The sequence below is a fragment of the Terrisporobacter hibernicus genome (assembly GCF_020809405.1).
GTDB classification, from domain to species: Bacteria; Bacillota; Clostridia; order Peptostreptococcales; family Peptostreptococcaceae; genus Terrisporobacter; species Terrisporobacter petrolearius.
In genome coordinates, this window is sequence record NZ_CP081135.1 from 2,309,498 (window position 1) to 2,334,143 (window position 24,646).

Here is a 24,646-nt window from a genome sequence, read left to right on the forward strand (position 1 = left end):
TTAAAGCCAACTTTAAAAAATATGCTAAATATTCTAAATATAATAAGAAAATAATATGGATAATTTTTATTAGCGATATAAAATAAAGTTATTTGATATTTTTATATGATTATTGTATAATAAATTCGTACTTAAGGAATAGATTAGGAAAATGTTTTACAAGGTGGGAAAATGATTTACTAATACAAAACATTTTATTATATATAAAAAGAGAGGGAAGATTAATATGTTAAAAGTTACTTTAAATGATGTAAAAAAAGCTCAAGAAACTATTAAAGGTGTAGTTAAAGAAACTCCTGTTTTAGAAAGCAAAACTTTAAGTGAAATGACAGGGGCTAACGTTTTCTATAAGTGTGAAAACTTACAAAAGACAGGATCTTTCAAGGTAAGAGGAGCTGTTAACACTATAGCAAATTTAACTGAGGAACAAAAAGCAAACGGTGTCATAGCTTCAAGTGCTGGAAATCATGCTCAAGGTGTTGCATTAGGGGCACAGATGACTGGAATAAAAGCTACAATAGTAATGCCTGCTACTGCACCTCTTGCAAAGGTTTCTGCGACTAGGGGATATGGAGCAGAAGTTGTATTAAATGGGGAAGTTTATGATGATGCTTATGCAAAAGCTGTAGAAATACAAAAAGAAACTGGTGCTACTTTCATACATCCATTCAACAACGAATATGTAATGGCTGGACAAGGAACAATTTCTTTAGAAATATTTGAACAATTAAATAATGAAGTAGACACTATACTTTGCCCAATTGGTGGTGGGGGAATAATAGCTGGTGTTGCAGTAGCCGCAAAAGCTTTAAACCCAAATGTTAAAATTGTAGGTGTTCAAACTGCAAACATACCTTCAATGCAAGAATCAGTAAAGAATGGAAAGGTTACAACTGCTTTCCATGCTGCTACAATAGCTGATGGTATAGCTGTTAAAACTCCAGGAGATGATACTTTTGAAATAATAAAAGAATTAGTTGACCAAGTAATAACAGTAACTGAAGAAGAAATAGCTCAAGGAATGTTATTCTTATTAGAACATCAAAAAATAGTTTCTGAAGGTGCTGGAGCAGTTTCAACAGCAGCTTTATTATCTAAAAAATATCAACCAGCTTCAGGGGAAAAAGTTGTTTGTATAGTTTCTGGTGGAAATGTAGACGTTAACACATTATACAGAGTTATAGGTGCAGGTTTAGCTAAAGAAGGAAGAAGATATTCATTCTCTACTATAATGACTGATAAACCAGGAGGATTTTTACAATTAATAAAAATAATAAGCGAAAATAATGCAAATATATTAAATGCTAATCAAACTAGATTATCTTCAGGTGGAGCTATAGGAAAACAATCAGCAGAGTTCATACTTGAAACTTTTGATCATGATCATATAGCTAAAATAAAAAGTGAAATAGAAGCAGCTGGATTTAAAGTAACTGAATTATAAAAAGATATATTTAATAGGGAATAAAATATAGATTAAAAGACTATCAATATGATAGTCTTTTTTGTTATTTATGGTTTTTTATTATACTCCAAATATCATTTGCAGAATTTGTTAAATACTTGCCTTTATAGTAATTAAGCTTTATTTCATCGAAGTTTTTTGAGTTTTTTACGATTTCAGGCCTTTCTTCAAAAGATCCAAGAATATTAAAGTTCCTGTCTAGAACAACTATTAATGGATACTTAGCATTTTCTATGCCTAAGATGGGCTCTAAAAATTTTTTGCCTCTAGACATAGTAATTATAGACATATCAAAATTAGTATTTAAATCTATAAATTTTTTTATTACAGATCCATTTAACTGATAATCAGGACACCATATTTCTCCAGCAACTAAGAACTTTATTTCTTTGTCAAAACTCATAATATTATTTGTTAACTCATCGTCTAAAACTATTCTAGATGAATTTTTTGCTATCCTTGCTCTTTCACTTTTTGAACCTTCACCAACTGAGGTTTCAAAAGAATAGCCAACTTGATATAATTCTTTCAATGTCATTTGATTCATAGATTTCCTCCTAAGTTATTTACTTACATTTCCTGCAACATTTAAAACATCCCAAGTTGTAGCAAATGGGGGGGCATAGCATAAGTCTAGCATGCCAAGTTGATCTGTAGTCATACCTGCTGTAATGGCTGTAGCTATTACATTAGCTCTTTGAACAGCATCTTTGTATCCAGCTATTTGACCGCCAAGAATAACTTTAGTTTTTGCATGGTAAACTAATTTAACTAATAATTTTTCACGACCTGGATAGTAGTGTGTTTGGTTATAATTAGTTATGCATTTAGTTTTATAATCAATATTAAGTGACTTAGCTTTTCCTTCCGTAAGGCCAGTAACAGCAGCCTCCATATCTAAAACTTTTATACAACTAGAAGCTAAAGAACCAGGAAAAGAAGAATTCATTCCACCTAAATTTTCCCCTACAATTCTACCTAGTTTATTTGCACCAGTAGCTAAAGGAACATACATATCTTCGTTAGTAACTAGATTTTTTATAGTTGCACAATCTCCTGCAGAATAAACATCTTTAATAGAGGTTTTACCGCCCTCGTCAACTATTATAGCTCCATTAGGAAGCATATCTATATTTGTGTTTTTTAAGAATGAAGTATTAGGCTTTACACCTATGGCAATAACTACTAAATCAGTATCTATTTCACTATTATTGGTTATGACTTTTGTGATTTTATTATTTCCAACATATTCTTTAACAGTTTCGCCAAGATGCAAATATATATTATTCTTCTTTAATTCTTCTTCTAATAAATCAGTAATTTCTTTATCAAATACCTTATTTAAAACTCTATTACTTCTACCTACTAAATGAATATTTTTATTTAATTTTTTTGCAGCTTCAATAGTTTCTATTCCTATAAACCCAGCTCCTAGGATGACTATATTATTATTTTCTTCCTTATTCATTAATTCTCTAAGTTTTAAGCCATCATTCATATCTTTTAGGGTAGTTAAATTTTCATATGATTTGTCTAAAGAAGGCATAATACTACTTGCCCCAGTAGCAATCATTAATTTATCATATTTATCTGTGAAGATTTCCTCAGTTAAAGAATCTTTTATAGTAAGAGTTTTACTATCTGCATTAACATCTATAACTTCTTTAAGAGTTCTTAAATCTATTCCTGATTCTATAAATTTTGACTTTTCTCTTGCAATCATCATATTAGAATCTTGGAAAAATCCGCCTACATAATAAGGAAGGCCACACGCTCCAAAAGATACTATGTCAGTTTTTTCATATACTATAACCTCATAATCAGGCTTTATTCTTTTTAATTTTGCAGCAGCAGACATACCTGCAGCTACAGCTCCTATTATAATAACTTTCATTTTTATCTCCTTAGGTATAAATTATTAATATTTATTTTATCATTATGATAATACCCTGAAAAGAGCATAAATAATCTAATCACAAGATTTATCTAAGAAAAATAAAATAAATTAAGGTATTTAATTTATTTTTAAATATAGAAATTATTATATTGGAGGAAACATATATCTAAATACAGAGGAATAGATGTAGCTGTATATACTTATACAAATTTTTCTCAGAATAACTTATATTCAGGCATAGGACTAGACGATTATACTTTGTGAATTGCTCAGATTGACATAAATGAACCTTAGTAAAATCCAATTTGGGGAGATATTAATTTAAAAAGCTATATCATAACAATAAATTTGTTTTGATATAGCTTTTTTATATCTTATAAAATTTTAAATATTATTTATACTTGCTAATTGAGCTCACTAGATGCTCTAGTTTGAATTTAGGATAGATAGGCTTTCTATTGTATATTAAAGAATTTTTTCTGTACTCATTATATTGTTCTGTGCCTTCCTCGAAATATTTATTAATTCCAATTTGTAACATATCTTCTTCGTTATGGAAATTCATATAATTTAGATAATCATCAATTAAGCAAGGATTGCTATCAATTAATTTTACGAATTTTTCTTGTATAACCTTTAATTGGCTTAATAGGCCTTTTGTTGCATTGTGAATTTCATCATTAAGATATTTAACATCTATTACTGAATTAGTAAGTTCATTCATTACACGATATTGTGCATCTCTTATCCTTCTTGTATAAACTTCTGATAAGAAAAATAATTCACCTAAATCTTTTTCATCTTCAAAAAATCCAGGCACTAGTAATCTAATAGATGATAAATCTGATTTTTTATCAATTGTCAATTGAGTTCCATGATTAAATATAATTTTTAATGGAAACTTAAGATCATCTACATTAGCTTCTTCCTTTAGGATACCATCTTCAACAATAAATAGCTTACTATTTTGGAAAATAACAAAGCTAGGATTGTAGTTGTAATATAAAGTTTTTGTAGGAACTTTATCTCCAAAATCGAAATCTTTAATTCCTTCATTACTTCTAACCACGCATTCATCTTCACTTAAAATAGGATAATAAAAACAATCAAACCTCATAACTCATCAACCCACCCTTATAAAAAAATATATAATATATAAAAATCTATCTAATATAATTATATCAGTTATATTCGATAAATGTGAAAAATTTACCAATCATTCTAAAAAGTCATCAATCAAAATAAAATACAAATATTTACAACATAAAAATAGATTATTACAAAGATATAAGTGCAAATAATAATGAAATAATAGTATGTTATATACTTAAAAATGTTATTGTATTAACAATATAAAATTTAACTTGACTTAATAAAAAAAGTTTCTTATAATAATAGTTGCTTTAGTTAACTATTATTATGGTTAACTAAAATAAACAGAAGGGGATGAAAAAAATGAGTATGCTACAAAAAAAATCTAAAGAGTTTTTAGATTCTATAGCAAAAATAAAAAAGCTAGCTCATAAACATAAAAAATCTCAAGAATTTCAACCAGGTATGCTTATGACAATGAAGGTTATTTATAATAATTGTTTGAGCAATAAAGAAGATGAAAATTATTATGGGATGAAGACATCTGAGTTAACGAAAGATTTGTGTATTACGAAGCCGGCAACATCAAAAATGTTAAATGTTATGGAAGAAAAAGGATATATTCAAAGAACTTCTAACAAAAGTGACAGAAGAGTAGTATATGTGAAGTTGACTCAAGAAGGAGAGGAGTTTTTAAAAGACCAAAATAGAAAATTTGAAAATTTTACTTGTCAAGTAGTTGAAAAAATGGGTGAAGAAGATACTGATAATTTAATTCGTCTGTTTGGAAAACTTTATGATGTTATAGAAGAATTGCAGTCAGAAAAATAAAATCATAAAATGAAGAAAGGAAGAAAAGATGTTAAAAATATTTAAGCATTTAAAAAATTCAAGTTTTATAATTTTAATTATTATATTACTTTTAGCAGGCCAAGCAAGCTGTGAACTATCTTTACCTACTTATACTTCAAATATTATTAATATAGGTATACAACAAGGAGGAATAGAAAATTCTGTTCCAGATGCAATAAGAAAAAGCCAAATGGATAAACTTTTTATTTTTATGAGTGATAAAAATAAAAATACTATACTGGACAATTATAAATTATTAAGTAAGGATTCTTTAAGTAGTGATGAATTTAATAAGTACAAAGAATTATATCCAGCTTTAGATAAAGAAGATTTATATTTATTAAATACAGATAAAGAAGACACTTTATCAAAATTAGAGAATATACTTGGTAAGCCAGAATTAATTCTATATGGATTAGAAAGTGATGATGAATCAAGTAAAATAATTCAAGAACAGATGAAAAAGAACATGACATCTAATATGTCATCACAAAACATGCCACAAGGGAACATGACAAATTCTGCAAAGAATACTAATTTAGAAAATATAGATATATTTGCTATGTTGGAATCAATGACAAAAGATCAAAGAAATGACATAATTAAAGAAATTGATAAACAACTGGTTGATTTACCAGAAGCCATGATTAGCCAGGGGGCTGTGTCTTTTGTTAAGAGTGAATACAATGAAATTGGTATAGATACTGGAAGTCTTCAAACAAAATACATACTTACTACAGGAGCAATAATGATTGGAATAACTGTATTAAGTGTGATAGCAGCTATTGCAGTAGGATTTTTAGCATCAAAGGTAGGAGCATCTTTAGGACGTACTTTAAGATCTAAAACATTTGAAAAAGTAATGAGATTTTCTAGTAAAGAAATGTCTGAATTTTCTACAGCATCATTAATAACACGTAGTACAAATGATATACAACAAATACAACAAATGACAGTTATGATGTTAAGAATGGTATTTTATGCACCATTTATGGCGCTGGGAGGTATATACAAAGCACTTAATACTAATACCTCTATGACATGGATTATAGGTGTGGCAGTTTTAGGTGTTGTTATAATAGTAGGTATATTATTCTCAACAGTAATGCCTAGATTTAAATTATTACAAAACCTAGTAGATAAATTAAATTTAGTAACAAGAGAAATACTAACAGGACTTCCTGTTATACGTGCATTTAGTACAGAAAGATTTGAAGAAAAGAGATTTGATGGAGTTAATAAAGATTTAACTAAAGTAAATATGTTTGTTAATAGAATGATGTCTTGTATGATGCCAGCTATGATGCTTGTTATGAACGTTATATCAGTATTAATAGTATGGGTAGGTGCAAAAAACATAGATACAGGAGCAATGCAAGTTGGAGATATGATGGCATTTATTCAATATACAATGCAAATAGTAATGTCATTCTTAATGATATCAATGGTCTCTGTTATGTTACCAAGAGCAGCAGTGTCAGCTAAACGTATAAATGAAGTGTTAGACAAAGATATAGTAATTAAAGAAGATAAAAATCCTAAAACTTTTGATAATAATAAAAAAGGTTTAGTTGAATTTAAAAATGTTTCGTTTAAGTACCCTGATGCAGATGAAAAAATATTACATGATATTAACTTTACTGCAAAGCCAGGTGAAACAACAGCATTTATTGGAAGTACTGGAAGTGGAAAGTCTACACTAATTAATTTAATACCGAGATTCCACGATGTCACAGAAGGTGAAATTAAAGTTAATGGAACAGATATAAAAAATGTATCAATTCATGACTTAAGACAAAAGATTGGATATGTTCCGCAAAAAGGAATATTATTCTCTGGAACAATTGATTCAAACTTAAGATACGGCAAAAAAGATGCTACAGAAGAAGAAATAATAAAAGCAGCAAGGATAGCTCAATCAATAGATTTTATAAATGATAAAGAAGATAAATTTGATTCTGAAATATCCCAAGGTGGATCAAACGTATCAGGTGGTCAGAAACAAAGATTATCTATTGCTAGAGCAATAGCAAAAGATCCAGAAATATTTATATTTGATGATAGTTTCTCTGCCCTAGATTTCAAAACAGATGCAAAACTTCGTAAAGCATTAAAAACAGAAACTAAAGAGAGTACAGTTTTAATAGTAGCTCAAAGAATAAGTACAATTTTAGATGCAGATCAAATTGTAGTATTAGATGAAGGAAGAGTAGTTGGAATAGGAACACATAAAGAACTTCTAAAAAATTGTGAAATCTATAAAGAAATAGCATTATCACAACTTTCAAAGGAGGAGTTAGAAAATGAGTAGAGAAGACAATAGACAAAGAAGACCGAGAGGACCTATGGGTGGTCCTGCAATGAATGGACCAGTAGAAAAAGCTAAAGACTTCAAGGGTACAATGAGAACACTAATGTCTTACTTGGCTAAATATAAATTATCAATAATAATAGTATTTATATTTGCTATAGGAAGTGTAACATTTTCAGTAATAGGACCTAAAATATTAGGTAAAGCTACAACCGAGATATTTAATGGTTTGGTTGGCAAAGTATCTGGAGAAGGTAGTGGAATAGATTTTGAAGCTATAAAAAGAATATTAATAGTTTTAGTTATACTATATATAGTTAGTGCTATATTCTCATTTGTCCAAGGTTATGTAATGAGTGGTATTTCTCAAAAGGTAGCATATAACCTTAGAGATGAATTAGTGAAAAAAATAAATAGATTGCCTATGAAATATTTTGACACAAGAACTCATGGGGAAGTATTATCAAGGTTTACAAATGATATAGACACTTTAGCAATGAGTTTAAATCAAAGTTTAACACAAATAATAACCTCTGTTACTACTTTAGTAGGAGTATTAATAATGATGCTAACTATAAGTGTACTTATGACAGTTAGTGCATTAGTGGTTATACCAATATCATTGTTTATAATTTCTTTTGTTATTAAAAAATCTCAAAAGTACTTTAAGAGCCAACAAGAGTACTTAGGTAATGTAAATGGACAGGTGGAAGAATTATATGGTGGCCACACAGTAGTTCAAGCATTCAACGGAGAAGAAGAATCTATAAAAGAATTCAATAAAATTAATAACAAACTATATGATTCAGCATGGAGAGCTCAATTTTTATCAAGTATAATGCAACCTATAATGATGTTTGTAGGAAATCTAAGTTATGTTGTAGTTTCAATACTTGGTGGATATTTAGTTATAAAAAATAGAATTGAAGTAGGAGATATACAGTCATTTATTCAATACGTAAGAAGTTTTAATCAACCAATAGCACAAATGGCTCAAATATCAAATCAATTACAATCTACTGCAGCTGCAGCTGAGAGAGTATTTGAATTCCTAAATGAAGAAGAAGAAGATGTAACAGTAGAAAATCCTGTAAGTATAGAAGGATTAGAAGGTAGAATTGATTTTGAAAATGTTAAGTTTGGATACGATAAAAACAGAACTATAATTAAAGACTTTACAGCTCATGTAAAACCAGGACAAAAAGTTGCACTAGTTGGACCTACAGGAGCAGGTAAATCAACTATGATAAAATTGTTAATGAGATTCTACGATGTGAACTCTGGAGCAATTCTTGTAGATGGTCATAACGTTAAAGACTTCAATAGAGGAGAACTTAGAGAATTGTTTGGAATGGTTCTTCAAGATACTTGGTTATTTAGTGGTTCAATAAAAGAAAATATTAGATATGGTAGATTAAATGCTAGTGATGATGAAGTAATAAATGCCGCTAAAGCAGCTCATGTTCATCATTTTATAAAAACTTTACCAGATGGATATAATATGTTATTGAATGAAGAATCAAGTAATATATCTCAAGGTCAAAAACAATTATTAACTATAGCTCGTGCCATATTGGCAGACCCTAAAATACTAATCTTAGATGAAGCAACAAGTTCTGTTGATACAAGAACTGAACTTTTAATACAAAAAGCTATGGATAATTTAATGGAAGGAAGAACAAGTTTTGTAATTGCTCACAGATTATCAACTATAAGAAATGCAGATTTAATATTAGTTATTAATGATGGGGATATTGTTGAACAAGGAAATCACGAAGAATTATTAGCAAAAGATGGTTTCTATGCAAATCTATATAATTCACAATTTGAAAACAAAGAAGCTATGTAAATATAATCATATATAAATAGTAAAACACCTTAAATATATTATATATTTAAGGTGTTTTTGGTTATATTAATATAGTTGATGGTTCACAATAAATAATATATTATTAAAATTGTGGGTTGATGAAGGACACTTTAGCGGAGGTTAAAAAAATGGAAAGAAGGATTAGACAATTATCTAATGGGGTAGAAATTCCTATTATAGGATTTGGAACGTATAAATTACAAAATGAAAATGATGAAGCCTGTAATATTATAAAAGAAGCAATTAATTCAGGATACACAAGCATAGATACAGCATCTTTTTATAACAATGAAGAGGGTGTAGGAAAGGGTATAAGAGAGGCAGGCATACCTAGAGAAGAACTATTTGTAACTACAAAGGTATGGATAGATGATGATGGATATGAAAATACAATAAATGCCTTTAATAAATCTTTAGATAAGTTGGGATTGGAATACATAGACTTATATTTAGTACATTGGCCAACAGAAAATATTAAAGAAACTTGGAGAGCGATGGAGTATTTATACAAAGAAAAAAAGGTTAGAGCAATAGGAGTTTGCAATTTTACAGTGAAACAACTAGAAGAAATTATAGGTTTTTCAGAAATTAACCCTATGGTAAATCAAGTAGAGATACATCCTAAACGCTCAGAAAAAGAATTATTAAAAGTTTGCAAAAGACATAATATTGTAGTTCAAGCATGGAGTCCCATAATGAGAGGACAGTTGTCATCAAATAATATAATTAAACAGTTATCTCAAAAATATAATAAAAGTGAGGCACAAATAATATTAAGATGGCATTTACAAAATAACGTAATTGCCATACCAAAAACAAGCAAACTTAATAGAATTAAAGAAAATATTGATATATTTGATTTTCATATAGAAAAAGAAGATATGGATAAAATAGATTCTATTAATAAAAATGAAAGAATGAAACCACAAAAGTATGAAAATTTATATAAAGTAGTATAAAAGAGATTTTTTAAAATCTCTTTTTTTGTTAAAAAATTATGTTAATAAGGGAAAAAGTACCTAAATAATAAATAATAATTGTATTATATAATATAAAAGGAATTGAAGTTGGATTCTTTTGCTATAAAAGTAGGATTACAATTTTAATTATCATAAAGGAGTTAATATAAATTACAAAGAAAGGAAGATAAATGAATTTAAAAAGAAGCAATTTCATAGAGGAAAATAAATTTATTGAAGAACATTTTTCTTTTATCATTAAATCAATAAGTAAAGTAACTAAGAGGTATGTTTCAATTGAAAATGATGAAGAGTTTAGTATAGGTGTACTGGCATTTCATGAAGCTATGAAAAAATATAGTGAAGATAAAGGACCATTTCTACCTTTCGCAAGTTTAGTAATAAGTAGTAGAATAAAAAATTATTTAGTAAAAGAAAACAAACATCGTTTAGATCCATCCTTAGAAAGTTTAAAAGAAGAAGGAATAGAATTTAGTGAAGAAATTATTAATCCTATAGACAATCAAAATTATTTAAAAGATGAAATAGAAAATTTAAAAGTGCATATGAAGGAATTTGGTTTTGATTTTGAGGATCTAGTGGATGATGCCCCTAAACATAAAAAAACAAGAGAAAATGCTATAAACTTATCTGAAAAAGTCAGCAAAGAAAAACCTTTAGTAGATTTTATGTATGAAAAAAAGAGATTACCAATAAAAAGAATTTCACTACAATTTAATGTGACAGAAAAAATAATTAAAGGTAGTAAAAAGTTTATTATTACAGTAATTATAATATTTGACAAGAATTATAGAAATTTAAAATTATGGATAAAAAGGTAGGTTGAATTATGTATAATAAAGGAATTATACTTGAAGTAAAAGAAAAGTATTCCTTAGTTCTAAAAGACGACTCTACTGTTGTTAGGATAAGAAATAAGGAAAACATGCAAGTTGGAGATACAATATTTTTCTTAGAAGAGGATTTATATGAATTAATTAAAAGTAGAAATACTATGAAAAATAGAATAATACCTATTTTAACTATTGCTGCAATGCTAGTATTATTAGTAGTACCTATAGTAAAAAATAATACTACAGGTGGAGCGTATGCTTTAATGTCCATAGATATTAATCCAAGTATTGAGTTCGAATTGGATAAAAATAAAAATATAGTTAATGTTTACGGAGTTAATGATGATGGAAAGACAATTAATTTAGAAGAATTAAAGGGCAAAACATTAGAGGAAGGTATAAATATCTTAGAGAAATATTTAAGTAAAAATCATGGTGAGAGTAAAGAAGGTATAGTAGGATTTACTTTTACTAATAAAATAAGTAATGATAAATATGAAAGTGAAGTAAAAGATACAGTTAGTAAAGGATTAAATAATACAAAGTTTGTTTATCTAAAGGGAAATGAAGAAGATATAGCACTTGCAAAGGAAAAAGGTGTAAGTATAGGCAGATATGAAGCGTTATGTGATCTAGATGAAGATACTTTAGAAGATACCATAGAAAATATGTCTGTTGATGAGATTATGGCTCTTCTAGGTACAAAAGGTAAAGATAATGTTTATCTAAATGAAGAAGTCATGGATGAGTTGCAAGATGAGTTAGAAGATAGAACTGAAAATGAATCTGATGATGAAGACGACGATGATGGCGATGACGATGACGATGACGACGATGATGATAAAGACGATGATTAAAAAATAGGAGATAATATGAAAATATTAATTGATGGGGATGGATGTCCTGTAATAGATTTGACAATAAAGGTGTCAAAACAATTTAATATAGATGTGATTATAATGTGTGATACTTCCCATGTTTTTAATAAAGAAGGAGCAAAAACAATGGTGTTTTCAAAAGGAGCAGATTCCGTTGATTTTGCCCTTATAAACCTTCTTCAAAAAGAAGATATAGTTATAACACAAGATTACGGCTTAGCCGCAATGGCAATTAATAAAGCGTCCTATGTTATAAATCAAAATGGTTTAATCTATACAAACGATAATATTGATAGGTTACTTTATAACAGACATATTTCTAAGAAAATTAGAAAAAGTGGAGGTAGGGTTAAAGGACCTAAGAAAAGATCTAGAGAAGATAATATTAATTTTGAAAAGACTTTAGTTAAAGTTTGTAAAAGATCTTTTATTAGTATTTAAAAGAATTTTATAATGAAAAAATATAAAAAACAGTATTAATAAATTAATACTGTTTTTTATTTATAAATTTTCTAAGTGTGGAAAATATAGATTATATAAGGATGGTGATAATTTGTTATTTGAAAATAAACATTTAGTAATTAAGGGTATTGAAAGAAAGCAAGAAGATAAATTATATGACTTTTCTGTGGATATAAAAGACTTTTATACACCTAATATTAATATTAAATTTGATTATGAAAATCAAAAAATAGTATCTGTTGGTATTGATGAAGATGAGAATGATAATGAACCCAAAAACCATGTAGCTTACAAGTTGATAGATCTATGTAAGCATGATTTATGTATTAAATTTAAATTTATGATTGATCACAATTAAAAAAACCTATCTAAAATTAGATAGGTTTTTTATATTAAACTTATTTTAAAACTCTCCTAGGTATTTTATATTTAATATCACTTTCAATTTCTTCTAATGTTCTAGTATTTTTAGGATCAACAAACATACAAGTATAACCATCTTCTCCAGCTCTACCAGTTCTGCCTATACGATGAATATAATCTTCACTAGTTTCTGGGATATCATAGTTATAAATATGAGTTATACCAGTAATATCAAGACCTCTAGATGCTACGTCTGTAGCGATTAGATACTGAATATCAGCCTTTCTAAAAGATTTCATTATTCTCTCACGCTTAGCTTGAGAAATATCACTATGTAATTTTTCACAATTATAGCCATCAATAGCAAGAGACTCTTCTAAAGCATCAACTCTTCTTTTTGTTCTACAAAAAATAATTGCCATAAATGGATTATCTTCATTCAAAACTTTACATAAAGCATCTTTTTTATGTCTATCTGTAGTTTCAACAACTTCTTGTTTTATAGTATCAATAGTAATTTCTTTGCTTTTGATAGTTATTTCAGCAGGCTCTTTTGTATGTCTATAAGCTAGTTTCTTTACATCAGAATCCATAGTTGCTGAAAAACACAAAGTTTGTCTTTTTTTATTAGTTTCTTTTATAATGGCTTCCATTTCGTTCTTAAAGCCCATTAAAAGCATTTGGTCAGCTTCATCTATAACAAGTGTTTTTAACTTACTAAGGTTTATAGAATCTCTATCTATATGATCTAGTAGTCTACCTGGAGTAGCAATTACTAAATGAATACTTCTTTTTAATTTATTTAATTGAGATTTTATATCTTTTCCACCGTAAGCAGCTAATATATTTATTTCTTTAGCTATATTTAGTTTTTGAGCAGCTTCACTTATTTGAATAGCAAGTTCTCTAGTTGGGGTAATAATCAATCCCTGAATATTATTATCTTTTGGATTAATATTCTCAAACATTGGTAATAAGAAGGCGAAGGTTTTACCTGTACCAGTTTGAGATTGAGCAATTATATCTTTTTTATTTAAAATTAAAGGAATAGCTTCTTCTTGTATAGGTGTAGGAGCTTTTATTCCTATTTGACTTAACTCATTTACTAAGTCATTACCTATGCCTAATTCTTTAAAATTCATATTTACGACCTCTCTTTATAAATTTTACTTCTCTAAATTTTAAGTAACAAATATATCTAAGTAAAAGTTCCTATATATTAGTTTAAAGCCATAGGAAAGATATATAGTATGTAAAGAGAAGTTAATTTTATATATTTTTTATCTAATTTATAATATCACATTAGAAGAATAAATCCTACGCCAATGCAAATTAAATATTATTATTTTAATATTTAACCAAGAAGATACTCTTAATTCATAGAAAAATAAAATAATATTTTGAAAATTAATAAAAAAGGTTGAATTTTAGCCTAATTTTTAGAATAGATTTACGTGTAAATTACAAGGGATTTCCTTGTAAACAAAGAAACTATCATATATTGAAGGAAATAAATATGAATAGAGGTGTAATAAAATGGGATTATTTAAAACAAAATCACAAGATGATTGGAAAGTTAATTATATTAAAGAGTTTAATGAAATGAGAGATGCTTACGAAGAAAAATTAAGAGCAAAGCAAATGGAAATAGAGAGCTTAAAAGAGGAGATAGAGCATTTAAGATTATTAAGAAACAATTTGAAACCAAAAGAAAAGCAAATTAAGGACTCGGATATTGAGCAAATAAAAGAGCTAAGAAATGATGGGCTTAGCTATCGAGAAATATCAAAGGAAACTTCATGGAGCAAGGCAACAGTTTGTAGAGTTTTAAATGGATTATACGACTAATTAAAGACTTAAATTATTATGATTTTATATTTCTATATATTACTAATACTGTGCTATAATGAATACTATACAAAATAAATTGTGGGTGATATGTGTGAATATAAAAGAAGATAGATATATTTCTAAAAATAAAGAATATGTTCTAGATGCTATTATTTTGATGGTTATAGTACAGATTGCTAGGGTAATTATAAAATATATATTTTTAAGTCAGTTAAACTTCACATTGGAAAATGTTAATATTGCTAACATTATATCTATTATGTTAGTTGGTATAAGTTTTTCTCTTATTTTGAGGGGAAATGATTTATTCAATCCGCCTGGACAAAGGTTGGTTAAGTTAAATAACAGATATGATAATAAAAATATTAGATTAATATTAGGTGGTATAGCTTTATGTGCCATATTTGTATCACCATATTTTTATGGAGGATATGTATCATCTAATTTGATAATACTTACATTAGCTTTAATAGTTCAGCCTATATTTGAAGAAGTGATTTTTAGAGATTATATATGGAACTATATTAGAAGTTTTCAAAAAGACGAAAAAAAAGTTTTAGTAATTGTAAGTTTGTTATCAGCTCTATTTAAAATAGGTTATTGGGACATAGTAAGTCAGAACTTAAGTGTGGTTGGTAGTTCATTTTTTACAATCGATATAATTATTTCAAAAGTATTCTTTGGTTTAATAATAGCATTTATACTTGGAATAGTTAAAATAAAATATAAAGACACTTATTTATGTATATTTATGCATAGTTTGATGAATGTTTTTTTTGTACGATAAGTTTTTAATAAATATAGAATAACTAAAATGACTTGATAAAATAATAAGTAAAAGGAAGATCATTATTTTGAGTTCACTTATACTTATAGATTTCTTATAATAATAAAATAAGTAAGAAACTATTGAAATATCTACATAAATTAGATATTATTAGAGAGCTCATAAGCTCTCTTTTTTAAATTAAATAAGAAAGGAATAAAATTATGGACAACTTAAAGAAGTACAGAGATGAAATAGATGAAATAGATAAGCAAATAACTGAATTGTTTGAAAGACGTATGGATATATCTAGAGAAATATCAAGATGCAAAAAAGAACAAGAAATAGGGATTTTAAATGCTAAGAGAGAAGAAGAAGTTATTCAAAAGAATTTATCTTATTTAAAAAACAAGGACTACAGATTTGTATTAGAAGGATTTTTTAGAAATTTAATGAATTTAAGCAAACTGATACAAAATGAAGAAAATCACCGCTAAATAGAGGGAGGCAAACTATGATTGTAGTAATGGAGAAAAACTACACTAGTGACGATATAAATCAAGTGGTAAATTATATAACAAATAAAAATTTAGGAGTTAATGTGTCAAAAGGAAAACACAACTGTGTTATAGGTATATTAGGAAATACATCAGAATGTGATTTAGAAAGAGTTAAAAACTTAAAATGTGTATCGAAAATATTAAAGGTTGAAGAACCATATAAAAAAGCAAATAGATTATTTCATCCAGAAGATACCATTATAAATATAAATGATAATAAAATTGGAAATAAACATCTTGGAATAATAGCTGGCCCTTGTGCAGTAGAAAGTGAAGAGCAAATTGTTGACATTGGAAGAAAAGTAAAAAAAAGTGGAGCTAACTTTTTAAGAGGAGGGGCTTTTAAGCCGAGAACTTCTCCATACAGTTTCCAAGGACTAGAGCTAGATGGACTTAAGTTAATGGAAATTGCAAAGAAGGAAACAGGCCTTCCTATTATATCAGAGCTTATGTCAATTAGTTATTTAGATGAATTTATGGATATTGTTGACGTAATACAAATAGGTGCAAGAAATATGCAAAACTATGATTTGTTAAAACAAGTAGGAAAAACGAATAAGCCGATAATATTGAAAAGAGGGCTTTCTTCAACAATAGAAGAGTGGCTTCTTAGTGCAGAGCATATTATGGCAGGTGGTAATGAAAATATAATTTTATGTGAAAGGGGAATAAGGACTTTTGAAACATACACTAGAAATACTTTAGATTTAAGTGCTATTCCTGTAGTAAAAAAACATTCACACCTACCTATAATAGTAGATCCAAGTCATGGAACCGGAAGTAGCGAATACGTAGAATCTATGTCAAAAGCTGCTGTAGTTGCAGGATGTGATGGTCTTATGATAGAAGTCCACAATAATCCTCAAAAGGCTTTATCTGATGGGCAACAATCAATAACACCAGAACAATTTGATAAACTTATGAAAAAAATAAAAATACTTTCTAATATAGAAGATTAAAAATAAAAAAGGAGCGTATGCTCCTTTTTTATTGAAACTATTTACAATTTAATATAGGTATTAAATCATTTGGAGTATTAATTATATAATCTGCACCTAAATCATCTAATATATTTTTATCCCTAAATCCCCAAGCAACGCCTACAAAGTCGATATTTGCATTTCTTGATGTTTCAAAATCAACTTCACTATCACCAATATATAAGCACTTATCTTTAGACGAATCTAAGTTATTTATAGCTGCTAAGACTGTATCTGGATATGGTTTTTTTCTTCTTTCAGGAGACTTCCCTATTGCTACTTGAATATATTGTGAAAAATAATGTTCATTTAATTCCGTAACGCCATCTTGAAATTTATTAGATACAATTGCCATCTTATATTTATTTTCTCTCAAATAATCTAGTAATTCAATAATTCCATCATAAGGTTTAGTTTTATTTCTTAGATTTTTGGAATAATATCTTTTAAAAATAAATAAACATTCTGCAAATTTATCGTAAGAAGTTTTATCTGGCAGTGAAAGCTCAATTAATTTTTCAATGCCATTTCCAATAAAAGAACAAATCTCATCCTTGCTTCTAATTGGAAAATTTAACTTTTCTAAAGCATAATTAACACTATCAGCTAAATCATCTAAAGAATTTAAAAGAGTGCCATCTAAATCAAAAATCAAAGTGTTGTAATTCATCATAAATCCCCTTGTCTTTATTAAGTTATTATATACACCACGAATAAATTTTAATGTGGTATTTTTACTAATTTATTTCTAATAAAATTTTATATTTTAAGAATTAAAATAAATAATTTATCACTAATATTAAATAATATTAAAAACAAGTATTATTTTAGGAGTGAAAAATGAAAAATAAAAGAAAAATAATTAGTATTTTATTGTCTATTATTATTATAGTATTTTTTCCTGTATTGTCTATTTCAAAAGAAAACAAAAATTGTTTTTTAGGATATGGAAAAGAACGTATATCATTAGAATATTTCTCAGAAATATGCTTAACACCAGGAGAAGATGAAAGTATGCTTAATTTTTCTTGGTATAGTAGATCCTCTCAGGGTTCAAGCAAAATAAAAATTCGGGAAGAAGACGAAAAAGAAAGGATATTTGAAGGTGAGAGTATTGATATAGGAAATGGATTTATAAGTAATAAAGTTACAGTTACAAACCTAAAAGCCAATACAACTTATATTTATTCATATGAGAGTGATGGGTTGTGGAGTCAACCATTGGAGTATAAAACTCAAGACTTTCAAAATTATGCATTTGTATTTATGGCTGACCCGCAAATTGGAGCTTCATCAAAAAAAACGAAATCTAATATAGATGGAGTAGAAAAGGATGCTTATAATTGGAATAAAGTTATAAAAAAATCAGTAGACAAAAGTAATAATCCTAGCTTTATAGTATGTGGTGGAGATGTAACTAATGCAACAGAAGATGGCGATGATTTATCTAAAACATATACAAGTAATTTAGAATATGCTGGTTTTTTATCGCCTGATTATTTAAGATATATACCAATAGCAAATGCCGTTGGAAACCACGACAAAGATAATGAAAATTTTTATAATCACTTTAATGTGCCAAACTTAACTAATTTAGGTGAGACTGTAGCAGGAGGAGATTATTACTTTACTTATGGCAACACTTTATATTTATTTATAAATACAAATAATTTAAATATATTACAACATAAAAAATTTATCGATGACACTATAGAAAAAAATAAAGATATAAAGTGGAAAATTGCTGTATTTCATCATGATATTTATGGTGGTGGACGACACGAAGATGATAAGGATATGAAAATATTAAGAAGTGAAATCCCACCCATATTGGAAGATAATAAAATTGATTTAGTTTTGTGCGGTCATGATCATATATATTCTAGAACTTATCCACTTAAAAATAATAAAAAAATAATGAATTTTACAGTTGAGAGAGTGGAGAACTCAAAAGAAAAAGTAGATATAATAAAAAATAATAATGAAGGAATAACTTATATAACAGGAAGTTCTTCTACAGGAAGTAAGTTTTATAAACAAGACAAAAATAAAAACAAGTATATAAAAAAAATTTATTGTGAAGAAATACCAACATACACTGTAATTGAAATTAAACAGGACTTAATAAATATAGTTACTTATGAAGTGAATGAGGATAAACCTGTAGATAATAAAATAATTATACAAAAATAATTTATACAAATTTTTTTATTATATAAAATGAAATAATTAAGCTCTATTGTGGTGAGTTATTTGGACATGGTATATAATTATAAATATATTATATTAAATATATTTAAGGGGGTTCATATAATGAAAGAAAGAGTTGCAGAAGTGCTAGAAAAAGTTAGACCTGTTTTACAAAGGGATGGGGGAGACGTAGAATTAGTAGAAGTTAGTGATGATGGAGTTGTTTTAGTTAGACTTAAAGGAGCGTGTTCTGGATGTCCAGGTGCTACTATGACTTTAAAAGCAGTTATAGAAAACCTATTAGTTAAGGAAGTTCCAGGAGTTACAAAAGTAGTAGGAGTATAAATTTTATTTATTATAGATGAAAGGCACTCATTATTGAGTGTCTTTTATTGTGGAAAAATGATAATTTCGCCTGTATTTTACAAAATTTGCAAAAAATAAGTAATTAGTGTTAAAATATGAAGTTGTATATATATTTTCAAATATATGTAATATAATATATAATGCTTAAAAATCTAACAAAATTTATGAATAGTAACGATTGTTTATTAATTGTATTTAATACATATGATGGATTTCTGTATAAATATTAAAAATAAATCGAAAAATAAGTTAAAACACAAATTAGACATTTTTAACTTACAACTTAGTGGAGGAATACCTATGAAAAATATATTTAAAATATTTCGAGATGATTTAAAAGATATATCTACAAATATGGCGCTAATAATTGTATTAATAGCACTTGCAGTACTACCATCCTTATATGCTTGGTTTAATATAGAGGCTTCTTGGGATCCATATGGTAATACATCTAATATATCAGTGGCAGTAGTAAACAATGATAAAGGAGCAACTTTATTTGAGAAAGATTTAAACGTAGGAGATAAGTTAATAGATGAACTAAAAAGTAACAACTCCTTGGGATGGAAGTTTGTTAATGAAGAAGAAGCAAAGAAAGGTGTTGAGACAGGTAAATATTATGCTTCAATAGAAATTACACCAAACTTTTCTAAAAATATTATATCAGTATTAAGCAAGGATATACATAAAGCAGAAATCAAATATACAGTAAATGAAAAAATAAATGCAATTGCTCCAAAAATAACGGACAAAGGAGCATCTACAATACAACTACAAGTTGATCAAACTGTTGTAAAAACAGCAAGTGAAGCAGTATTTACAACATTGAATGATCTGGGAATATCTTTGGAAGAAAATCTTCCTATGCTTACAAAAATAGAAAATTCTTTAATCGAGGTTCAAGGAAAGTTTGGTAAAATAGATAGTATTTTAAATACAGCTAGTGATGCATCTAGCCAAATTAGTGAAATATCTAAATTGCTTCAAAATGATATGCCTCAAATAGAATCAACATTAAAAAGTTCTATTAATCTATCTAAAGATGTAAAAGAATTTTTACAGGCAACAAAATCTAGTATGAATGATATTGCTCCGACTATAAAAAATGATATAAAAATAATAAATGACATATCATCATCAGTAGCTAGTGGCGTAGGAGATTTGATAACAGCTATAGAAAAAGGATATGAAAATGCACCAGAGTTAGTAGATGGTCTTTATAACAAAGTTGATAACTTATTATCCATATCAACTAAGTTATCAGACTTTTTGACTAAATTAGATAAAATAGCGCCAGGAACATCTCTTCAAGGAACTATAGATTCTATTAATGAAATAAATAGTAAGCTTAATTTAGCGAAGACATCTTTAGGAAAAGTTAAAGAACAAATAAATAATGGAGAAAAACCTTCATTAAATAACTTAAATGGAATTGTAACTGTGTTAAATGATGTGAATAAAATTACTAATAACTTATTCAACAATTATGATACTAAAATAGTAGCTCCTCTTAATGAAATATTTAATAAGGGAATAACTGTATCTAACGATGTTATATCACTATTAGAAAAAGCAGAAGATAAACTTCCTAAAATAAATAATATATTAGGAACAGCGATTAATTTATCGGGAGATGCAGATGATGCAATTGACTATATAAAGAAAAAAGTACCAGAGGCAGAATCTGCATTAAATAAATTAGTATCTGATTTATCTATAGTAAACGATAGTGATGAAATGGGCGATTTAATTAAATTCTTAAAAAATGATATAATTAAGCAGTCCAACTTTTTAAAAGAGCCAGTAGAATTAGTAACAAATTCACTATATCCAATGGCAAACTATGGTGCAGCAATGACACCATTTTATACAGTTCTTTGTCTTTGGGTTGGGGTTTTACTTTTAACTTCACTTTTAACAACAGAAGTAAAAGGAGAATACAAACCTTATCAAGTTTATTTTGGAAGAGGACTTACATTTTTATCAATAGGTTTATTACAAGCATTAATTGTAAGTGTGGGAGATATATATTTATTAGGAGTCACAGTTAAGAATCCGGCTATATTTATATTACTATCATTATTTATCAGCTTGGTGTTTAATTTTATAGTCTACTCCCTGGTATCTGTGTTTGGAAATATAGGAAAAGCTATGTCGGTTATTTTATTAGTAATTCAGGTTGCAGGATCGGGGGGAACATTCCCTATACAAGTAACACCAAAGTTTTTCCAAAATGTTAATCCATTCTTGCCATTTACTTATGGAATATCAGCGTTAAGAGAGGCAGTGGCAGGAATATACGAACCTAACTTAACTGGAGATATAGTTGTACTTTTAACTTTCTTAGCATTAGCTATAGTACTAAATGTTCTGTTAAAAGGACCTATCAACAAAATGTTACATAGGTTTACAAAGAGAATGGAAGAAAGTAGACTTACAGAACATTAAAATATTTTATGAATATAAGGATAAATTGACATAATCAATTTATCCTTTATTTTTTATATGAAAAGAATTACTATTTTTAATATGAAAGGTTAATAATAAATTAGTTAAAGAGGTGATTGAAATGAGAATAGGAACTTCTGTATCAACTAAAAAATTAGATGAGGCTTGTGTTAATGAGTACAAAATTCCTTTAATACTTATGATGGAAAATGCGGTGATTTCAGCAATCAAACATTTAGATACAAACTTATATAATAAGTATGTAATTGTTAGTGGTGTAGGGAATAATGGTGGAGATGGCCTTGGAATAGCAAGACAATTAAAAGCTAGAGAGAAAGAAGTAAAGGTGTTTATAGTTGGAAATATGGAAAAAATCACACCATGTTCAAAAACTAATTTAGAAATCCTCAAAGCTATGAATATACCTTATATCGTAATAGACACAAAAGAAGAAAATATTAATCATCTAGAACAGTTAGAGGCTGCTATTAAAAATAGCAATGTATTAGTTGATTGTATCTTTGGTACTGGATTAGAACGAGAAATTAAGGGCATATTTAGATATGTTATAGAAATTATAAATAAAAATAAGAATTTAGTTTATTCTATAGATGTGCCATCGGGAATAAATGCAACTACTGGTGAAGTTTTAGGAGTATGCATAAAAGCCGATAAAACCATATGCTTTGAGTTTTATAAAAGAGGATTTCTTAAATATGAAACAAAAAAATACATTGGAAATGTAGTGGTAGAACATATAGGTATACCAGAATACATATTAAAAAAACATGATGACAATGAATATATCACTTCTATGAATTTTGTCAAAGATAATATAAGAGATAAAAACAAATTTAGTTTTAAAAGTAACTTTGGCAAGGTTACAATTTTTGCAGGTTCAAAAGGATTTTCTGGAGCGGCATTTATAGCCAGTGAGGCTGCTATAAAAAGTGGTAGTGGACTAGTTACTTTAGTTTGTGATGAACATATTCAAGATATAATAAGTTCAAAACTAAGTGAAGGTATGACTGCAAATTATAAAGAAGAAGACCGAATAAATGAACTAATTAAAACTTCTAATGCCATAGGATTTGGTTGTGGAATGGGAAATAATAAGACAACGCTAGAAAGATTGCAATATGTTTTAAATAATAGTGACTGTCCATTAATAATTGATGCAGATGGAATAAATGTGATAAAAAATAATATAAGCATATTAAAAAAATATAAAAATAAAATTATAATAACACCTCATTTGGGTGAAATGTCTAGGCTAACAGGCAAGTCAATTTCATATATAAAAGAAAATAGAATAGATGTGGCAAAAGAATTTGCAAAGAAAAATAATATAATAGTTTTACTTAAAGGGTACGAAACTATTATTACAGACGGGAAAGATGCATATATAAATCCAACAGGTAATAGTGCCATGGCTAACGGAGGTATGGGTGATTGCTTACTTGGAATGATAACTTCCTTTGTAGGCCAAGGAATAGAATTATTTGAAGCAGTAATATGTGCCTCTTACATACATGGCTATATAGGTGACATTCTATCTAAAAAAATGTATACAGTGAATGCAACTAACATCATAGAAAAAATTCCTGTTATTATGAAAGAATTTAATATTGAAATTAATTTGTAACTATTACCAATATTTATATTGTTATACTAGTATAAAGTAAGTCAATTTCTAAATAGAGAAGAGGGGTATGATGAATACGGTTTGGTTAATTGTTGCGGTAGCATTTGGAATAGCTGAATTAATGACGACAAGTTTAACACTAGTATGGTTTAGTATAGGCGCTTTAGTTTTAATGGTTCTAAGCACTTTTATAGAAAGCGTAATAATTCAAATTGCATTATTTGCGGCTATTTCAATTACTTTATTAGTTACATTTACAAAGTATTTTGTAGATAAAGATAAAACTTTTAAATATAATACAAATTTACAAGGAATAGAGCAAAAAACAGGTGTAGTTAAAGTAGAAATACTTCCCTACGCCACAGGTATTGTAACATTGACGGGAGAAGATTGGACTGCAATATCAGACAGCAATGAAAAAATTGAAGTTGAACAGCTTGTTAAGGTAATAAGAATCGAGGGTGTTAAACTAGTTGTAAAACCTATTGATAATCAAGAAGAAAAGTAAATAATAAAATTAACCATAAATTAATAAAAAGCAGAAGAGGGTATGATAAAATTAGTAGCCATAATACTAATAGTAGTAGTATTAAGCTTAAGTTGTGTAAAAGTTATTAAACAATCAAAGGTGGGTATAGTAATGAGACTTGGAAAGTTCCATAAAAAAGCTGATACAGGTGTTCATTTCTTAATACCATTTTTAGATCCAATGGCGGATGTAATTGATTTAAGAAAAAATGTAGTAGATTTTCCGCCACAAGCGGTTATAACAAAAGATAATGTTACAGCGATTAATATAGTATTTTAAAAGTGTTAAGTTCACTAAATTTTATCAAA

The 24,646-nt window shown here is 27.6% G+C and carries 23 protein-coding genes and 1 pseudogene; 19 read left to right on the forward strand and 5 right to left on the reverse strand.

The window, feature by feature from the left end; genetic code table 11:
- The first annotated feature begins 226 nt into the window (after nucleotides 1–226).
- Entirely contained in the window at nucleotides 227–1,444 is a 1,218-nt protein-coding gene (gene ilvA, locus JW646_RS11425) for a threonine ammonia-lyase (RefSeq protein WP_074919836.1), read from the forward strand.
- Nucleotides 1,445–1,508: 64 nt separating this feature from the next.
- Here the strand turns inward: ilvA and JW646_RS11430 are convergent, their stop codons facing one another.
- From JW646_RS11430 to JW646_RS11440, 3 genes are all read right to left on the reverse strand, one after another.
- On the reverse strand, nucleotides 1,509–2,012 hold the full coding sequence (locus JW646_RS11430) for a thioredoxin family protein (RefSeq protein ID WP_228415244.1): 504 nt from the start codon (nucleotides 2,010–2,012) through the stop codon (nucleotides 1,509–1,511).
- 15 nt (nucleotides 2,013–2,027) lie between these two features.
- On the reverse strand, nucleotides 2,028–3,359 hold the full coding sequence (locus tag JW646_RS11435) for a CoA-disulfide reductase (RefSeq protein WP_148558247.1): 1,332 nt from the start codon (nucleotides 3,357–3,359) through the stop codon (nucleotides 2,028–2,030).
- Nucleotides 3,360–3,753: 394 nt separating this feature from the next.
- Nucleotides 3,754–4,479 carry a hypothetical protein gene (locus JW646_RS11440; RefSeq protein ID WP_074919833.1) on the reverse strand — a complete coding sequence of 242 codons (726 nt, stop codon included), beginning with the start codon at nucleotides 4,477–4,479 and terminating at the stop codon, nucleotides 3,754–3,756.
- A gap of 338 nt (nucleotides 4,480–4,817) precedes the next feature.
- On the opposite strand from JW646_RS11440, the gene JW646_RS11445 reads away from it, so the two are divergent.
- The 8 genes from JW646_RS11445 (at nucleotide 4,818) to JW646_RS11480 (ending at nucleotide 12,998) form a co-directional block, all read left to right on the forward strand.
- The gene (locus JW646_RS11445; protein ID WP_074919832.1) at nucleotides 4,818–5,285 is read left to right on the forward strand and encodes a MarR family transcriptional regulator; all 468 of its coding nucleotides are present in this window, start codon (nucleotides 4,818–4,820) and stop codon (nucleotides 5,283–5,285) included.
- Nucleotides 5,286–5,313: 28 nt separating this feature from the next.
- Entirely contained in the window at nucleotides 5,314–7,617 is a 2,304-nt protein-coding gene (locus JW646_RS11450; protein WP_074919831.1) for an ABC transporter ATP-binding protein, read from the forward strand.
- Nucleotides 7,610–9,466 (forward strand): ABC transporter ATP-binding protein, encoded by a 1,857-nt coding sequence (locus tag JW646_RS11455; RefSeq protein ID WP_074919830.1) that lies wholly within the window; start codon nucleotides 7,610–7,612, stop codon nucleotides 9,464–9,466. The genes JW646_RS11450 and JW646_RS11455 overlap by 8 nt, the downstream gene beginning before the upstream one ends.
- Before the next feature lie 149 nt (nucleotides 9,467–9,615).
- A complete protein-coding gene (locus tag JW646_RS11460) occupies nucleotides 9,616–10,446 on the forward strand; it encodes an aldo/keto reductase (protein ID WP_228415245.1) in 831 nt (276 codons plus the stop codon).
- Between the two features lie 191 nt (nucleotides 10,447–10,637).
- Nucleotides 10,638–11,288 carry an RNA polymerase subunit sigma gene (locus JW646_RS11465; protein WP_228415246.1) on the forward strand — a complete coding sequence of 217 codons (651 nt, stop codon included), beginning with the start codon at nucleotides 10,638–10,640 and terminating at the stop codon, nucleotides 11,286–11,288.
- A gap of 8 nt (nucleotides 11,289–11,296) precedes the next feature.
- Nucleotides 11,297–12,157 carry an anti-sigma-I factor RsgI family protein gene (locus JW646_RS11470; protein WP_228415247.1) on the forward strand — a complete coding sequence of 287 codons (861 nt, stop codon included), beginning with the start codon at nucleotides 11,297–11,299 and terminating at the stop codon, nucleotides 12,155–12,157.
- Nucleotides 12,158–12,172: 15 nt separating this feature from the next.
- Nucleotides 12,173–12,619: a YaiI/YqxD family protein gene (locus tag JW646_RS11475; RefSeq protein WP_074919826.1), complete on the forward strand. Its 447-nt coding sequence runs from the start codon at nucleotides 12,173–12,175 to the stop codon at nucleotides 12,617–12,619.
- Nucleotides 12,620–12,731: 112 nt separating this feature from the next.
- A complete protein-coding gene (locus JW646_RS11480) occupies nucleotides 12,732–12,998 on the forward strand; it encodes a hypothetical protein (RefSeq protein ID WP_074919825.1) in 267 nt (88 codons plus the stop codon).
- 40 nt (nucleotides 12,999–13,038) lie between these two features.
- Here the strand turns inward: JW646_RS11480 and JW646_RS11485 are convergent, their stop codons facing one another.
- Entirely contained in the window at nucleotides 13,039–14,145 is a 1,107-nt protein-coding gene (locus tag JW646_RS11485) for a DEAD/DEAH box helicase (RefSeq protein WP_228415248.1), read from the reverse strand.
- Nucleotides 14,146–14,539: 394 nt separating this feature from the next.
- On the opposite strand from JW646_RS11485, the gene JW646_RS11490 reads away from it, so the two are divergent.
- The 4 genes from JW646_RS11490 (at nucleotide 14,540) to aroF (ending at nucleotide 17,139) form a co-directional block, all read left to right on the forward strand.
- Nucleotides 14,540–14,851: a helix-turn-helix domain-containing protein gene (locus tag JW646_RS11490; RefSeq protein WP_074919823.1), complete on the forward strand. Its 312-nt coding sequence runs from the start codon at nucleotides 14,540–14,542 to the stop codon at nucleotides 14,849–14,851.
- A 94-nt stretch (nucleotides 14,852–14,945) separates the two neighbouring features.
- Nucleotides 14,946–15,641, forward strand: a complete 696-nt coding sequence (locus tag JW646_RS11495; protein WP_148558255.1) for a CPBP family intramembrane glutamic endopeptidase — start codon at nucleotides 14,946–14,948, stop codon at nucleotides 15,639–15,641.
- Nucleotides 15,642–15,844: 203 nt separating this feature from the next.
- Nucleotides 15,845–16,117, forward strand: coding sequence for a chorismate mutase (locus JW646_RS11500; protein ID WP_018592193.1), 273 nt, complete (start codon nucleotides 15,845–15,847; stop codon nucleotides 16,115–16,117).
- Nucleotides 16,118–16,134: 17 nt separating this feature from the next.
- Nucleotides 16,135–17,139: a 3-deoxy-7-phosphoheptulonate synthase gene (gene aroF, locus JW646_RS11505; protein WP_228415249.1), complete on the forward strand. Its 1,005-nt coding sequence runs from the start codon at nucleotides 16,135–16,137 to the stop codon at nucleotides 17,137–17,139.
- A 37-nt stretch (nucleotides 17,140–17,176) separates the two neighbouring features.
- On the opposite strand, the gene JW646_RS11510 is transcribed toward aroF, so the two are convergent.
- Entirely contained in the window at nucleotides 17,177–17,830 is a 654-nt protein-coding gene (locus JW646_RS11510) for an HAD family hydrolase (protein WP_228415250.1), read from the reverse strand.
- A 170-nt stretch (nucleotides 17,831–18,000) separates the two neighbouring features.
- On the opposite strand from JW646_RS11510, the gene JW646_RS11515 reads away from it, so the two are divergent.
- The 6 genes and pseudogenes from JW646_RS11515 to JW646_RS11540 form a co-directional block, all read left to right on the forward strand.
- On the forward strand, nucleotides 18,001–19,353 hold the full coding sequence (locus tag JW646_RS11515) for a purple acid phosphatase family protein (RefSeq protein ID WP_228415251.1): 1,353 nt from the start codon (nucleotides 18,001–18,003) through the stop codon (nucleotides 19,351–19,353).
- 120 nt (nucleotides 19,354–19,473) lie between these two features.
- Nucleotides 19,474–19,695, forward strand: a complete 222-nt coding sequence (locus tag JW646_RS11520; protein WP_018592197.1) for a NifU family protein — start codon at nucleotides 19,474–19,476, stop codon at nucleotides 19,693–19,695.
- Between the two features lie 321 nt (nucleotides 19,696–20,016).
- Complete coding sequence (locus tag JW646_RS11525) at nucleotides 20,017–22,164, forward strand: YhgE/Pip domain-containing protein (RefSeq protein ID WP_228415252.1); 2,148 nt, start codon at nucleotides 20,017–20,019, stop codon at nucleotides 22,162–22,164.
- Nucleotides 22,165–22,285: 121 nt separating this feature from the next.
- Nucleotides 22,286–23,809 (forward strand): NAD(P)H-hydrate dehydratase, encoded by a 1,524-nt coding sequence (locus JW646_RS11530; protein WP_228415253.1) that lies wholly within the window; start codon nucleotides 22,286–22,288, stop codon nucleotides 23,807–23,809.
- Between the two features lie 67 nt (nucleotides 23,810–23,876).
- Nucleotides 23,877–24,317 (forward strand): NfeD family protein, encoded by a 441-nt coding sequence (locus JW646_RS11535; RefSeq protein WP_228415254.1) that lies wholly within the window; start codon nucleotides 23,877–23,879, stop codon nucleotides 24,315–24,317.
- Between the two features lie 42 nt (nucleotides 24,318–24,359).
- Nucleotides 24,360–24,596, forward strand: a pseudogene (locus tag JW646_RS11540) (SPFH domain-containing protein); the annotation flags it as partial.
- Nucleotides 24,597–24,646: the final 50 nt, after the last annotated feature.